This is a genomic window from Paenibacillus sp. KACC 21273 (genome assembly GCF_028736095.1).
In the GTDB taxonomy this organism is placed as follows: Bacteria; Bacillota; Bacilli; order Paenibacillales; family Paenibacillaceae; genus Saccharibacillus; species Saccharibacillus kyungheensis.
This window is the reverse complement of record NZ_CP117876.1, coordinates 192,041-206,700: the sequence shown is the minus strand read 5'-3', so window position 1 is coordinate 206,700 and position 14,660 is coordinate 192,041. Positions and strand designations below refer to the sequence as shown.

Genomic DNA, 14,660 nt, shown 5'->3' with positions numbered 1-14,660 from the left:
CTGAGCGGTTGATTTGTATTTACTATACAAAAACGCTACTGACAACATTATGTCAGTAGCGTTTTAACATATTATTTATTTTTTCAATCATTTGTAATCGCAACGATGTCGGTTCTAACACAGTCACCTGATCTCCCCAACTCAGTATCCAGAAAAGCACATCTTCTACCTGCCGTACACGTAGCGTAACGATCGTAGCAGATAGTTCTTCTTCTATTTTTTCGATATAAAAATTGCCCACTTCTTGAATACGTTCTGTCATATGAGAATCAAATTGTAAACGTATCATCATCTTCCGATCATCAGGCGGGCGGTACTCGGACAATTTGAACTGCTCGGGTAAAACAAAGCTATCCGGTAACTCCACCAGATCAGAAATACGTGACAACCGAAAATGCCGAATATCTTGCCGTAATTCACAATAAGCTACCAGTACCCAATGATTCGTATTAAAGGCTAGACCGTATGGACAGACTGTTCGTGTAATAGCAGAGTGATGTGGCTTACTATATCCAAATTGTAATTTGCGTTTTTGGACAATCGCTTGTCCGATCGGTTCAATATATTGCCTGTCGTCTATTGTCGCTAGTGTTCTTTGTTGAGCCAATAAGCGAATCCCTTCACGCATTGGATTCGATTGTTCACGTACGATAGCTGGCAAAATAGATTCGATTTTGCGCCGGGCCACTTCTGCATTACGGCGATAATGTTGTCCAAATTGCTGTTCTACAAAATCGGTACCGATTAACAAAGATACTGCTTCAGAGGCTGTAAAATGAACCGGTGGCAAAAAGTACCCTTCCATTAACGAATACCCTTGCCCGGGAGAACCAAGCAATGGCACACCTGCTTCACTGAGTGCCTGCATATCGCGGTAGATCGTCCGTACGCTGATCTCAAAGATACTCGCTAAATCTTCTGCACGTACCCACGATTTGCGCTGAAGCTCCAGTACAATCGCTAACATGCGCTCTGTTTTGTTCATTGCTTCACCTCATCCGCTCCCACAATTACTATTTAAAAAATACTATACTGTTATTTACTTTGTTTGACCAACTTTTTACGGATCGTCATCTATAATCCACGCTCATGACTGGGTAGCACAAAAAACCGTTACTGCATAGTTTACAGTAACGGCTGGGTAGATATGAATTTGTACAAATATTACGTGGTTTGCGAAGAAATCCCTGTCTTCACCTGTGTACTATCTCCAGCATCAGATGCCATAGCACTCGAATTTTCATTGTCCTCTGGATTGTCGAACATTTCACCTTTGCGCGATAAAATAATATTTAACAAGACTGCTGTAATCGAACCAGTCACGATCCCGTTTTGCAAAAGAGTCTGTGCAAAGCTTGGCAATTGACCGAACATATCTGGCAATACAGCAGAACCTAATCCAACAGCAATACTACATGCCACGATCATCAGATTGCGATCATTACGCAAATTCACTTCTGACAGGATCGAGATACCGGATGCCGCTACCGATCCGAACATCACGATCATCGCTCCGCCCAATACTGCATTTGGAATCACAGTCGTAAGAGCTGCTAATTTTGGCAATAAACCAAGTACAATCATAATGCCGGATGCTGCAAAAATGACATTACGTGTTTTGACTTTGGTAAGCGAAATCAGCCCTACATTTTGAGAGAACGCTGTATACGGAAAAGCATTGAAAAATCCACCTAACATAATCGCTAGACCTTCAGAACGAAGTCCGTTGACGATTTGCTTTTGCTCGACTTTCTGTTCAATCGCTTTCCCGACCGCAATATACACCCCTGTCGATTCCACCATACTCACAATATTAACAATCACCATCGTAACAATCGCGGTTAAGCTAAATTCCGGTATACCGAAGTAAAAAGGCTGTGCTACACGTACCCAAGAAGCTTCCCCAACCGATCCGAAATGCACCATTCCCATACTATACGCCACTACAGTACCAACAAATAATCCGACCAATACCGAGATCGAACGCAAAAATCCTTTAGCCAGACGATTAACTAACAAAATCACTAATAACGTTATCAGCGCAAGCATAAGATTACGAGGTGCGCCAAAATCGCTACTACCTTGTCCACCTGCTACATTGTTCATTGCAACTGGAATCAACGATAATCCTATAATCGTTACGACCGACCCGGTAACGATTTTCGGGAAAAAGCGAAGCAGTCGACCATATAATGGCGCGATCAAGACGACGAATAATCCGGATAAAATAATCGCTCCATAGGCAGTGGCGAGATTCGAGGTCGACGCGATGGCAATAATTGGCCCTACAGCAGTAAACGTACATCCTAAAACAACAGGTAATCCACTACCAAAATAACGTGTTCCTAGTACTTGCAATAATGTAGCAATCCCGCAGGTAAATAAATCGGCGGCGATGAGATAAGCCATTTGTTCGGCAGTCAGATGCAAGGCTCCACCGACAATAAGTGGTACAGCAATCGCACCTGCATACATCGCCATCACATGTTGAAGCCCTAATGTAAATATTTTGCGTCTACTTAACATGGAGAATCCTCATTTCCAGAAGCTACGGTCACCAGAGAAGGAACCAATGGTGTCTCTTCGATAAAATCAACATGCCCTGGAGACATCGATGAAATGCGTGCTAGCGATTGAATCGGAATCTCGCGTTCTTCCAGTAGTCCACGTCCCTCCTGGAATGTCTTCTCAATCACACAACCCACGCCAACCAATGTTGCTCCTGAAGCTTTGACGATATCTGCTAACCCAACCAGCGCCGCTCCTGTGGCTAAGAAATCATCAACGATCAAGATACGATCTTCTTTATTCAGATAACTTTGGACGATGGTCACTTGATACGTTTCTTGCTTGGTAAAAGAATGTACAGAAGCCGCATAGACCACATCACCTTGCGTGATCGCTTTTTTCTTTTTGGCATAGACGAAAGGAACACCCAAAGCAATTCCAGTCGCCATAGCAAATTGAATCCCGCTTGCTTCAATCGTTAACACTTTGGTGATCTTTTCATGGGCGAAAAGTCGGGCGAATTCTTTGCCGATCTCAACCGCTAATCCAGTATCCACCTGATGATTCAGAAATGAGTCCACTTTCAATACCTTTTCGGACAAAATCTGTCCTTCCTGACGAATACGTTCTTGTAATTCTTTCATATGGTCTCTCTCCTTTAGAATAAAGATGCAATTGGGGGGAAATAAAAAAGACAGACTTCCTTGAGTGATTGCTCTCAAGTGAAGTCTGTCTGTATCGATCCTCTATAATCATCATGTCCAATTATAAAAATACGATCTGCATAACAATGTATTGATCCCAAGCGAACGTTATCGCTAGGCTCCAATACATGCTTCACTCATAGTCAGATCATTACAGTGGTGATCCGGTAGAAACTTTTGGGCCATATTCCCAATATTATATGAGGTTGATTGCCGATTTCTCGCGCAATCTCTATAAAATTATATATGTATACTACACGTATTCATGTAACGTTTCAAGAATAATTTTCACATTTTCATAAGAAAGTACACTCTTTGAAATGAATACTGGAAAAGAGTTTTAATTTTATAAATCTTAAAAAATTAATTTTGTTTAATATTAAGTAGAAGTATGGGCAAAGATTTTTTTCTCTACTCATACTTCTGAATAATTCATTTTGTCGACTGCTACATCTTAAAACTAAAGATTTTTGTTCTGAAAATAGGATTAATTAGAATAGAAAGAAAAAGATGAACTAATCCTACGGTAGAAGCAATAAAAGCTATAAGTAGCCCAGAAACTATATGATTCCAATAGCTTGCAATTGTTATAACTAGTAGAAAATCAATAATATATAGAACAAATATATATATCTTCGTATTTTTTTTGTTGAAATTGTAATATAAGATAACTTGTAGAATAATAGAGAAAAATAGTACATAAAAAGAGGGCAGAAAAAGAACAGCAGTCGAGATATCATTAAAAAGTAAAAAATCATTACCATAAGCATCTCTTGGCCAATAAGATATTACACCATAAATGGAAAAACCAACAGATAGCATAATCCAAATATAATACAAATAAATCATTTTTGAACCTCCTAAATATAAATAAGGTAGTCTACAATAGAATAGACCACCTTATTTTTGTTTAATACGTATACCAATTATTTTTCCAAACATATTGATAATTGTGGTCGGTTACGCTTGCCTCACTAAGAATAATTTGTTGTTTCTCTCTTGCCATGCTGTATACTTTATCAAATCCATCTGGCTTATTACTCGCAGCATAAGAACGACCATAACAATTATTATGAAGATCCATAATATTTGATTTTTTAAAATAACCTTTAAAAAAACTGTAGTCATTTTTGCTAAGCAAAACAAGATTTTGTTTCAGCTCAGGTAAATATGCAGTAGTGTCTATTAAAGCTGCATTTCCAGGAGCATTGTTATTTTTACCTTTATAATAATTATAACGTTCGCTGTAGTAATTTGTTGCAGGCGTTAACAACAGTATACCCCATTCATGGTTAATTGTAGCTGTTCTAGTGGCTACTGCGCCTACATCCCTAGCAGCCAAATAATTCCATGTAAAATGACGAAAACCATCAGCTAGCATCAAATTATTTGGGTAACGTTTTAATGCTGCGCTTCTTGCTGTATTAGCATGGGTTACGCCAATCTTTGCAATTTGAGAATTACTTAGCCCTTCTTCAATATCTAAAATTCCTTCAATAAAGTTTCCTTTTCTTAATTCGTTATAATATTTATCATGATCATCATTTGCAGCTATTCCTTGAGCACTATTATTATCAATCCTATAAGTATTTAAATCTTTTTCTCCTTTGTCACGTATATCTTTATCTAACTTATTATTAAATTCTTTTGTAAAACTGTTTACTTTTTTATCTATTTCTTCTTGTGACATTGCAGTAATTTCTGCTTCAGCTGTTATAGCCTCAGGCAATTCAGGAACTATAAATTCAAAATAAGATTCTGCGTTATAATTTTTATTATCATAAACATCTTCTTTTACAGTATTGATCTTAATAGAATCATTAAGGTCATTCGAAGCAAATGCTGTTATCGGTTGAGCCATTAAAATCAGACTAAACAACGTTATTACTGTTTTAAAATTCATTAATTAAACTCTCCTTTTTAAGTAAATGATATAAAATTAATACATCAATTATATTACTATCACCTCTTTCATTTATTTATAGTTAAATTAATATACCTTAAGTAAAACGTATTAACTATAGAAAAAGTTTCAATTTTACTATTTCCTATCTTTTTAAAGTAATTAATACAATAATGATTTTAAAAATAATTTGATTATGATTTATTTTTTAGATTGTAGTTTATCTTTATTTTTATAAGCAACAATTATTTTTAAACTTTCAGGTATTTTAGAGACTAAAATCAAGAATTAAATATAGAAAAAACCGCCGAAGAGTTTGAACTCATATCAACGTTTTTTTTATCTTATGTATTGAACATTCAAACAATCCCACGAATCTCGTCTAGCGACTGTACCTTTTCCTTTTCCATCCATGCTGTGAGTCCAGATACCAATTCCTCACCTGCATGTAAATTCACAAAATTATACGTCCCGATCTGTACCGCTTCGGCTCCAGCCATAATATATTCAATCATATCTTCTACAGAGCTAATCCCGCCCATCCCGATCACTGGAATAGAGAGTGCTTGAGAGACTTGATGCACCATTCGTAGCGCTATCGGCTTGATCGCAGGGCCAGATAGACCTGCATACGTATTTTGAAAAGCACTACGCCGCTGAGCAATATCGATCTTCATCGCTGAAAAGGTATTCACCAGCGATACAGCATCCGCACCTTCTTGCTCACACATATATGCCATTGCGACAATATCTTGTGCATTAGGCGATAATTTGACGATTAACGGAATACGAGTAACCTGTCTAACTTCTCGTACAATCTGGCGAGCCACTTCGGTATCGACTCCGAATTGAATACCGCCTTCTTTGACATTCGGGCATGAAATATTCAGTTCCAGTAGATCAACAGCCTTCTGTCCCTGACGTTGACGGAGATCGCAAGATTCGCTGATCTGCGCCGCACCAGTTACGTATTCTTCCAGATGTGCTCCACCCAAATTGGCAATAACTACCGCCCCACTGGCAACCATATGATCTAATTCATTTTCCAGAAAAGACGTTATTCCTGGATTCTCCAGCCCGACACTGTTCATCATACCTGATGGTGTCTCCTGCACACGACAACCGGTATTGCCTGAACGTGGATGCAACGTCAGACCTTTACTCGCTATCCCGCCAAGTATACTGAGATCGTATAACTCGCCATATTCTAGTCCGAATCCGAATGTTCCAGAAGCCATAATGATAGGATTACGCAGTTCTACGCCTGCTAGATTACATGTGAGAGAGGTCATTCCAGTTCACCTCCTCTGCTGTAAATACAGGGCCTTCTTTGCACACACGAGCATTGCCATGCACCGTCTGAATTGAGCAAGTGAGGCAAGCGCCGATACCACATGCCATTCGTTTTTCTGTTGAAATGTATAATAATGTGCGCGCATGGAGTGATTTTATTTTTGTCGCCAAAGCTTGTAACATACCCGCAGGCCCACAAGCCATAATGACTGAATACAATCTAGGGTCTACGATATCAACGATATTGGTGTGTTGCCCCTGAGTGATATGAATCTGCTGGCTGTCCTCTACGATCTGCTCGAAAGACTCGACCGCAAACGAATGATGATTAAATCCTACATAAATGTCTGCCTGACGATAATGCTTAGCCGCTAATAGTAACGGCGCTACTCCCATTCCTCCGCCAACCAAAGCAACCGATTCAGAAGGATCAACGACCGGGAATCCATTTCCAAAAGGGCCGGACAATTGCAATTCCTGTCCTACCGATAAGCTTGCTAATAGAGCTGTTCCTCTACCTGTCACTCTATACAAAAAGGCGATATAATCATCGCCTTGATCATGAATACTCAGCGGACGAGACAGCAAAGGATCGGTTATAGCAATCCCCTGCGTAGCACGATGACGTATCATATAAAATTGTCCCATTGCTCCTGCCCATTGACCTGCTACCTTGATCACATACACGCTTGGAGATACTTCTATATTTGAGATAATCGTTGCCATTCACACTTCCCCCTTTTCACCGCTCACTATCTTACAGGGAAGTGTAGGAATTGGTTGTAACTATTTTCACAGTTGTCTTAGCTTTTTGATTGTTTATTTAGCGTACTAGATTAATATTCAGCAGACCAAGCCCTATCACTGTTAACAAAATAAAAGCAGTCATCATCACATGTACTTTGCGGTACATTACCAGAATAGCGATATATTCGCGGATAAAAGCATTTGGTAAATAATAAAATGCAGTACGTGAACCTACCCCATCGCCTGTAATCCCTGCTTCTCGTGCATAGATACCTGCGCGGAATAAATGGAAATTGTTCGTCACAAATATACAGGAATATGGATTACCTTCCATCAATGCATCCATTTTTTGTTTGGAAAATTGCATATTTTGTAGTGTATTTACAGATTGATTTTCGACAATAATCTGATCATTAGGGATTCCTTTGGATCGCAGATAATTGCGTATCGCTTCTGCTTCAGCAATCGCTTCGTCACTACCCTGTCCACCTGAAGCAACAAATCGAGGGGGTGGTTGTATTTTTTGTTGTCGATAATAAAAAGTAATCGCACGATCAATACGACTTGCTAATAGCGGGGGAACACGATCTTTAATCAATCCACTGCCTAAAATAATAATAAAATCTTGATTGAGCTTTACTCGGTTGAGGTTGTACAAAGTGGAGGATACCAGATAACAAATAAATAAAAATCCATAATACACAAAGCATAACTGAATAAAGATAATAACAGGTTGCAAAATACCAACCGAAGGCATCAGAAATGTAATAACAGGTAAAGTCGCTATCCCTATGCCTGCAAGCAAAGATAGCAAGTTAGGTAATTTCCAGCCTTCTTTGGATAATAACGTACGTCCATTGTAGATCAGTGCAATTCCAATCACTAATAACATGACAGGAGCAAGTAATACTAGAATAAGTACTAATAATAGACCGATATATGGAATAACCCCATCCAGATTACTGATTGCATACACAATCGAACTGAACAAAAGAAGCAATATTCCAATCGTCAGAAAGACTCCATTTCGTACCCGCCGCTGATCGATTGCGTAATTGATAACGAACAAGATAAGAAAAAAGACAGTCAAACTGTATATATAAATCACGTATTTTCCTCCTGTTGTCTATGTTCCATTTTGATCATTCAGACTTCTTTTTTAGCATATCGGGTTGGTACGATAAATCAACTTACAATACTGTAAGGTAGACGTAAGCCAAATCGATAGTACACATAGCTAGTTGGTTAGTAAAGTAGATCGTAACATCTCTACACGAAAGGAACGATCATTATGCGTAACGGAACTAAGCTTTTACTATTTGTACTCACGATAGTTATCTTGCTTGTGATCACATTGGTTAGTCAATTATCTGAGAAAGATCTGACCAAACTTAATCCGTTGATTCCTAAGCAAATCTATTATGTACAAGTTCATAATTCGTCTTCTAATACTTCATCTTCACAGGATGCAACTGTCGAATACACATTACCCGCATGGGATGACAAAGGAAACCCTCAAACGATTACATTTTTCGGGATGCATTCATTACGTGAAGGTGCTTATCTCCAATTAACACTCAAAAATCAACAAGTGCTATCTTATAAGGAAATTTCTTATGACCAGATTCCCACAGTAGTCCAATCCTATTTGCGTCACTAACTATTTATTCTACCATTGAGAGCTACGTCATCTCATGACAGGTTGCCAGTCTATAAATAATTAGAATACTTTTTTATGTAAAAAAAAGGACTCTCTTTTCTTCGTGTTTGCGATAACATGAAATAGAAAAGAGTTCTTTTTAGGTTAAATAATACCGATGAACTGTAGGTAAGGAGTGAATAATCATGCAGACTATTTTGATTGTCGAAGATGATCGTAAGATTGCTGAATTATTGCAATCGTATATTGTGAAATATGGCTACCATGTTATTGTAACCACAGACTTTGAACATGTGCTACAACAATTTCAACAAGAGCAACCGGATATGGTACTTCTGGATGTGAATCTCCCCAGTTATGACGGATATTACTGGTGTCGTCAGATTCGTGCACATTCCATCTGTCCGGTGATCTTTATTTCGGCGCGTGCAGGGGAAATGGATCAGATTATGGCTCTGGAAAATGGAGCCGATGACTATATTACCAAACCGTTCGATTACGGTATCGTCATGGCCAAAATTCGCAGTCATCTACGGCGTGCTTACGGAGAATATGCTTCCAAGCACGAAGAGATTATTTTGCATAAAGAAGGATTATCTTTATACCCTGAACGACTAGAACTTCATTACAACAATCAGAGCGTATTATTAACGAAAAAAGAAGCTGATATTATTGAAAGTCTGATCGAACGGCATCCACGCGTAGCTAGCCGGGAAGCATTACTTGAAAAGTTATGGGACGATCAGACCTATGTCGATGAAAATACACTGAACGTTAATATCACTCGTGTACGCAAAAAGTTTCTTGATCTGGGTCTATTGGATGCCGTAGAAACGGTGCGCGGCATCGGTTACAGACTGCATATTTCGTGGAATCAGGATGATGGATTATGAAGCTTTTTTTGAAAGAACATGCGCTGTTAATCGTTATTCAGATTATTCAATTTAGTGTGGTTATGAGCATTTATTGGTTAGATGGATACCGGAATGTTGGCCCTGCTCTGTATTCGATTATGTTAGGGCTGTTTTTCTTAGGTGGATATTTATGTTATCAGTATTACAGCCGTCGTCATTATTATCGGCGCTTACAGGAGCCTCTACTCTCATTAGATGATTCGGTTCAGCAGTTAGATCAAGCTCCTGTCTCAGAAGCATTAGAACAATTGCTACGCCAGCAGTATCGATACTACCAACAACGCCTTGCTACGATTAATCAACAACAGCAAGATCATTTAACATTTATGAATCAATGGGTACATCAGATGAAGACACCTTTATCTGTGATTGAATTAACAGTACAAGATGTGGATGAACCTGAATTTGCAAGTATTCGTGAAGAACTGGAACGCATGAGTTCAGGGCTGAATACGATTTTATATATGGCACGTTTAAGAACATTTGAACAGGATTTTCATATTCGCTCGATCTCGTTATCTGAAGTAATCCGCGAAGTGGTGCAAGAACATAAGCGTCTCTTTATTCGCAATCAAGTGTATCCTGATGTGCAGATCAAAGACGGTGATCTCTGGACAGAATCGGATCAGAAATGGCTCTTTTTTATGGTTTCCCAACTGGTAGTCAATGCGGTCAAATACTCGGCACACACCAACAATAAAGTGATTCTTTCTTCATATATTCTAGATCATCAAGCGGTGATCGAAGTACAAGATTATGGAGTAGGAATTCCAGCCTCGGATATAAAGCGTGTATTTGAACCTTTTTTCACCGGCGAAAATGGTCGGCATTTCCGCGAATCAACAGGTATGGGCTTATACCTAACACACGAAGCAGCTCAGCGACTAGATCATCAGTTGGAGCTAGAATCTACGGTAAATCAAGGTACAACAGTACGTATTCTTTTCCCATCATATCAGCGTTAATGCTATCTTACAGCGCTGTAAGGTGATTGAAAGAGAAATCGATAGTTCCTTTAATCGGTTCTATCTATACTAAACGTATCGAATCAATCACCGAGGGGGATAAGACATGTTACACGTTAATCAAGTTAGCAAAATATATGAGGGCAAAGTCACTTATCAAGCGTTATCGAATATTCAATTTACGATCGAAGATGGTGAGTTTGTCGGTATTATGGGGCCTTCAGGTAGCGGTAAAACAACACTGCTTAATATGATTGCCACTATTGATGAACCGACCACTGGAGAAATTTTGATCAATAATCAGAATATCAATCTTTTGAAAAAAAATGATCTTGCTACATTTCGCAGGCGTGAACTTGGATTTGTTTTTCAAGACTTCAATCTACTGCATACCTTAACCGTAGAAGAAAATATTGTACTTCCTTTGACACTTGATGGGGTTAAAGTCAGTGAAATGAAAGAAAAAGCGGCTATTATCGCTGATAAGCTCGGTATCACAGCAATTATGAATAAGCGCACTTATGAAATTTCTGGTGGACAAGCACAACGTGCCGCTATAGCGCGTGCAATGATTCATACGCCGCATCTTTTATTAGCGGATGAGCCGACAGGTAATTTGGATTCCAAGTCTGCTCGTGATGTGATGGAACTACTAGAAACGATCAATCAAGAACAACAGACAACGATGATGCTTGTCACTCATGATCCGCTTGCTGCTAGTTATTGTCAGCGTGTGATCTTTATACGCGATGGCAAACTGTATACTGAGATTCATCGCGGTGAGCACCGTCAGACGTTTTTCCAAAAGATTATCGATACGTTATCACTGCTAGGGGGTCACGCTAATGACATTTCGTCAATTCGCGTATAACAATATCGCCCGTAATAAGCGGTTGTATGCCGCTTATTTTCTAAGCAGTATGTTTACAGTGATGGTCTTTTTTACATTTTCGATTTTTGCTTATCATCCAGCGCTCAATCAAGGTACACTGAATCATGATGCTGCTACTGGACTATCTGCTTCCAAATGGGTCATTTATGTATTTTCATTCTTTTTCGTGCTTTATTCGATGAGTTCATTTCTACGTTCCAGACAAAAAGAATTTGGATTATTGATGATGCAGGGAATGTCTGTAGGGCAACTACGCAAGATGGTATTTTTAGAAAATATGATGATCGGATTTGCATCGACACTGGGCGGTATCGGACTTGGACTTGTATTTGCTAAAGTCATTTTGCTGCTTGGTGAACGGATGATTATTTTAGAAGAACCGTTACTATTTTATATCCCTTTGCAAGCAATGATTGTCACGTTTATTTCATTTATGATCCTGTTTATGTTGATTTCGTTATTTATTACGTTTGTGCTACGTAATCGGCAATTAATCACTTTAATCAAAAGTAATCAGACTTCCAAAGGTGATCCTAAATCATCGATCTGGTTATCAATGATAGTCGTTTTATTGATCGGGATTAGCTACTTTGTCTCCTTAACTGCTTCCGGAGAAGAAGCGATCTATTTACTATTCCCGGTTATTATTATGGTCAGTATTGGAACGTATTTGTTATTCACACAATTAAGTGTCTATATTATTCACCGCTTAAAAGCACGCAAATCGCTATTCTGGTACAAAACAAATATGTTGTTATTTTCGGATCTGGCTCATCGAATGAAAGATAATGCTCGAACCTTTTTTCTTGTCGCGATTGTATCAACTGTTTCTTTTTGCGCGATTGGTTCATTGTATGGTATTCAATCTGTCTTAATGTCCAATACCATTTCATCTAGTGCTTATCCTATGACTTATTTTTCTACAGAAAAAGATAGTACACGAGCTCAACATATTCAGTACATTGATGATGCTTTAAATACACATCATATTGATATGACTACTGCTGAATTACATCTATTGCGTTATAAAATTAATGATGCTAAAGATAACGTCGCACTTGTCAGTCTTGCTGATTATAATCGATTTGCTAACTTGTTAGGTGAACCTACTCTTACTTTACCGAATCAACAAGCCGTCATTCGCAACACATCTACGGTTGGAGATCGCTCTAACAACGATCTGTTACATCAACAGATTACGTTAGAAAAAGGATTATCTATTCAGATAGCCGATCAATCCGTTACGACTCAAGTCATTCCACTGGTTATAGATTATATTATTGTACCTGATACCTTTTATCAAAAACTTCAACACCCTTATGCTACCAATCAGATTACTGTATGGAATGGATCTGTAGAGCAATCGACTGCTATACAAGTTGCTACAGAAATTCAGCAGTCCGTTAAGCCTTATGAAGCTGATTATCAATTTTTCGCTAAAGACTATGAAATCTATATGCAAAAGAAACAATTTGGTTTGCCTCTGTTTATTAGTTTATTTATCGGGATTGTCTTTTTTGTCTCGGCAGGGAGTTTCTTATACTTCCGTCTATACAGCGATCTGGATGAAGACAAACAGAAATTCAAAGCTATTTCTAAATTAGGATTAACAACCAAAGAGTTACACAAAGTACTCAACTGGCAGATTGCATTACTGTTTTTCGCTCCGATCGTCGTGGCTTTGGTTCATGGAGCTGTAGCGTTAACAACATTATCGAATATGTTTAACTTTTCACTTGTAAAAGAATCCAGTATGGTGTTAGGCATATTTTTATTGATACAGATTATTTACTTCTTTATTGTGCGACACTTTTATATCGGGCAAGTGAAATCCGCTTTGCGTTAATAAATCATAAAAAAAGCATCCTGTTTATCTACAAATCTCTGTAGTATAAACAGGATGCTTTTGGTTTTTGGTTATCTGTTATTCCAGTTCTGATCTAGCATAATTATGGAGTGACTACACCTGTTCCACCATATTGAGCAATCGTTGATTGTAATGTACTTCCACTGTCCAGATTGTAGGTGTAAGGTACACTGGTTAAGCTTCCAACTTGTCCGATCGTATTATTTCCACTACTTACATATACATTGTTACGCTCTACTACATATCCATCGATTCCTTTTGTTTTGGTCGTCATAATCGGAGTTTTAACATTGTTAAAGTAATTCCCTTCTACGAGTACCTGAGCTCCGATACGTGAATTGACGCCTGTTTCTGCATTTTCATAATAGTTGTTGTAGATATGCCCTGTTCCAAAGCGTAAAGAAGGTAAGCGAGAATTGGTATTTACAAATGAATTATGATGATACGTCACATGGAACTTACCTGTATCTTCGCTAGCATTGTTATCACTATGCCCTACAAGCGATGTTTTGAAATGATCATGGAATTTGTTCCAGGAAGCAGTAACATAATCTGATCCATGAGAAATATCAAGTAATCCATCATAATAATCTTTATCATGAGACAGGTCACTCGATAGATCATTATGATCTACCCATACATGATTAGAAGCTTGTACTGTGATGGCATCGGTTCCGGTTGCTTTGGAAATATTTAAGTTTTGGATAATGACATTACTGGAGTTTTTAACACGTAATCCGCCACCGGTTAAGCCTGAATTTTTGCCTACACCTACTACTGTTTTATTAGACGTGATGTCCACTTGTCCGCTTAGATTAATTGTACCGTTGACTTTGATAATATATTTACCTGATGCAATACCGTAATTTTTTAACGAAGCTAGATCACTTACTGTAACGGTTGTTCCTCCTGCACCACCTGTTGTCGATCCGCTTACTGTCGCATATCCTTTTATCGCAAAGTCAGGTGCTGCTGAAGCAGGTGCTATTAAAGCTAAAGAAGTGACAACGCCCAGACAAAGTGCCATGATCGATTTCTTGTTCAATACTTTCATTAACTATTTTCCACCTTTCAAATGTGAGATAACAACCTGGCATCAGCATAAGTTTATTTGTAAATAATTACCATATAAAAATAAAGAATATGATAATAATGAAATATAAATATAGAATTATCCCTTTAATGTTAACGTTTACATTTTGAAAGT

Annotated in this window: 13 protein-coding genes and 1 riboswitch; of the genes, 5 read left to right on the top strand and 8 right to left on the bottom strand. The window is 38.3% G+C overall.

Annotated elements, in window-relative coordinates:
- Window positions 1-52: 52 nt before the first annotated feature.
- The 7 genes from PQ460_RS00970 to PQ460_RS00940 all read right to left on the bottom strand — a co-directional run bounded on the left by PQ460_RS00970 (window position 53) and on the right by PQ460_RS00940 (window position 8,263).
- Window positions 53-985 carry a helix-turn-helix transcriptional regulator gene (locus PQ460_RS00970; protein WP_274171462.1) on the bottom strand — a complete coding sequence of 311 codons (933 nt, stop codon included), beginning with the start codon at window positions 983-985 and terminating at the stop codon, window positions 53-55.
- A gap of 179 nt (window positions 986-1,164) precedes the next feature.
- Entirely contained in the window at window positions 1,165-2,526 is a 1,362-nt protein-coding gene (locus PQ460_RS00965) for a nucleobase:cation symporter-2 family protein (RefSeq protein ID WP_274171461.1), read from the bottom strand.
- Window positions 2,520-3,152, bottom strand: coding sequence for a xanthine phosphoribosyltransferase (locus PQ460_RS00960; RefSeq protein ID WP_274171460.1), 633 nt, complete (start codon window positions 3,150-3,152; stop codon window positions 2,520-2,522). Before PQ460_RS00960 ends, PQ460_RS00965 begins: the two co-directional genes overlap by 7 nt.
- 180 nt (window positions 3,153-3,332) lie before the next feature.
- Window positions 3,333-3,436, bottom strand: a riboswitch (purine riboswitch).
- A gap of 686 nt (window positions 3,437-4,122) precedes the next feature.
- On the bottom strand, window positions 4,123-5,115 hold the full coding sequence (locus PQ460_RS00955; protein ID WP_274171459.1) for a hypothetical protein: 993 nt from the start codon (window positions 5,113-5,115) through the stop codon (window positions 4,123-4,125).
- Window positions 5,116-5,474: 359 nt separating this feature from the next.
- A complete protein-coding gene (locus PQ460_RS00950) occupies window positions 5,475-6,407 on the bottom strand; it encodes a dihydroorotate dehydrogenase (RefSeq protein WP_274171458.1) in 933 nt (310 codons plus the stop codon).
- Window positions 6,388-7,134, bottom strand: coding sequence for a dihydroorotate dehydrogenase electron transfer subunit (locus PQ460_RS00945; protein WP_274171457.1), 747 nt, complete (start codon window positions 7,132-7,134; stop codon window positions 6,388-6,390). The genes PQ460_RS00950 and PQ460_RS00945 overlap by 20 nt, the downstream gene beginning before the upstream one ends.
- 97 nt (window positions 7,135-7,231) lie before the next feature.
- Window positions 7,232-8,263 carry a YdcF family protein gene (locus PQ460_RS00940; protein WP_274171456.1) on the bottom strand — a complete coding sequence of 344 codons (1,032 nt, stop codon included), beginning with the start codon at window positions 8,261-8,263 and terminating at the stop codon, window positions 7,232-7,234.
- A 183-nt stretch (window positions 8,264-8,446) separates the two neighbouring features.
- Here PQ460_RS00940 and PQ460_RS00935 point away from each other — a divergent pair, with 183 nt between their 5' ends.
- The 5 genes from PQ460_RS00935 (at window position 8,447) to PQ460_RS00915 (ending at window position 13,432) form a co-directional block, all read left to right on the top strand.
- Window positions 8,447-8,815 (top strand): YxeA family protein, encoded by a 369-nt coding sequence (locus PQ460_RS00935; RefSeq protein ID WP_274171455.1) that lies wholly within the window; start codon window positions 8,447-8,449, stop codon window positions 8,813-8,815.
- Between the two features lie 185 nt (window positions 8,816-9,000).
- The gene (locus tag PQ460_RS00930; protein ID WP_274171454.1) at window positions 9,001-9,708 is read left to right on the top strand and encodes a response regulator transcription factor; all 708 of its coding nucleotides are present in this window, start codon (window positions 9,001-9,003) and stop codon (window positions 9,706-9,708) included.
- Window positions 9,705-10,694 carry a sensor histidine kinase gene (locus tag PQ460_RS00925; protein WP_274171453.1) on the top strand — a complete coding sequence of 330 codons (990 nt, stop codon included), beginning with the start codon at window positions 9,705-9,707 and terminating at the stop codon, window positions 10,692-10,694. Before PQ460_RS00930 ends, PQ460_RS00925 begins: the two co-directional genes overlap by 4 nt.
- 106 nt (window positions 10,695-10,800) lie before the next feature.
- Window positions 10,801-11,565, top strand: a complete 765-nt coding sequence (locus PQ460_RS00920) for an ABC transporter ATP-binding protein (RefSeq protein WP_274171452.1) — start codon at window positions 10,801-10,803, stop codon at window positions 11,563-11,565.
- Window positions 11,540-13,432, top strand: coding sequence for an FtsX-like permease family protein (locus tag PQ460_RS00915; RefSeq protein ID WP_274171451.1), 1,893 nt, complete (start codon window positions 11,540-11,542; stop codon window positions 13,430-13,432). Before PQ460_RS00920 ends, PQ460_RS00915 begins: the two co-directional genes overlap by 26 nt.
- 103 nt (window positions 13,433-13,535) lie before the next feature.
- Here PQ460_RS00915 and PQ460_RS00910 read toward each other — a convergent pair whose 3' ends face one another.
- Window positions 13,536-14,507 carry a pectate lyase family protein gene (locus PQ460_RS00910; RefSeq protein WP_274171450.1) on the bottom strand — a complete coding sequence of 324 codons (972 nt, stop codon included), beginning with the start codon at window positions 14,505-14,507 and terminating at the stop codon, window positions 13,536-13,538.
- Between the last annotated feature and the right edge of the window lie 153 nt (window positions 14,508-14,660).

Excerpts from the sequence above, each read along its gene's own strand:
- PQ460_RS00970 (WP_274171462.1), bottom strand. The coding sequence starts at position 985 with ATGAACAAAACAGAGCGCATGTTAGCGATTGTACTGGAGCTTCAGCGC.
- PQ460_RS00965 (WP_274171461.1), bottom strand. The coding sequence starts at position 2,526 with ATGTTAAGTAGACGCAAAATATTTACATTAGGGCTTCAACATGTGATG.
- PQ460_RS00960 (WP_274171460.1), bottom strand. The coding sequence starts at position 3,152 with ATGAAAGAATTACAAGAACGTATTCGTCAGGAAGGACAGATTTTGTCC.
- PQ460_RS00955 (WP_274171459.1), bottom strand. The coding sequence starts at position 5,115 with ATGAATTTTAAAACAGTAATAACGTTGTTTAGTCTGATTTTAATGGCT.
- PQ460_RS00950 (WP_274171458.1), bottom strand. The coding sequence starts at position 6,407 with ATGACCTCTCTCACATGTAATCTAGCAGGCGTAGAACTGCGTAATCCT.
- PQ460_RS00945 (WP_274171457.1), bottom strand. The coding sequence starts at position 7,134 with ATGGCAACGATTATCTCAAATATAGAAGTATCTCCAAGCGTGTATGTG.
- PQ460_RS00935 (WP_274171455.1), top strand. The coding sequence starts at position 8,447 with ATGCGTAACGGAACTAAGCTTTTACTATTTGTACTCACGATAGTTATC.
- PQ460_RS00930 (WP_274171454.1), top strand. The coding sequence starts at position 9,001 with ATGCAGACTATTTTGATTGTCGAAGATGATCGTAAGATTGCTGAATTA.
- PQ460_RS00925 (WP_274171453.1), top strand. The coding sequence starts at position 9,705 with ATGAAGCTTTTTTTGAAAGAACATGCGCTGTTAATCGTTATTCAGATT.
- PQ460_RS00920 (WP_274171452.1), top strand. The coding sequence starts at position 10,801 with ATGTTACACGTTAATCAAGTTAGCAAAATATATGAGGGCAAAGTCACT.
- PQ460_RS00915 (WP_274171451.1), top strand. The coding sequence starts at position 11,540 with ATGACATTTCGTCAATTCGCGTATAACAATATCGCCCGTAATAAGCGG.
- PQ460_RS00910 (WP_274171450.1), bottom strand. The coding sequence starts at position 14,507 with ATGAAAGTATTGAACAAGAAATCGATCATGGCACTTTGTCTGGGCGTT.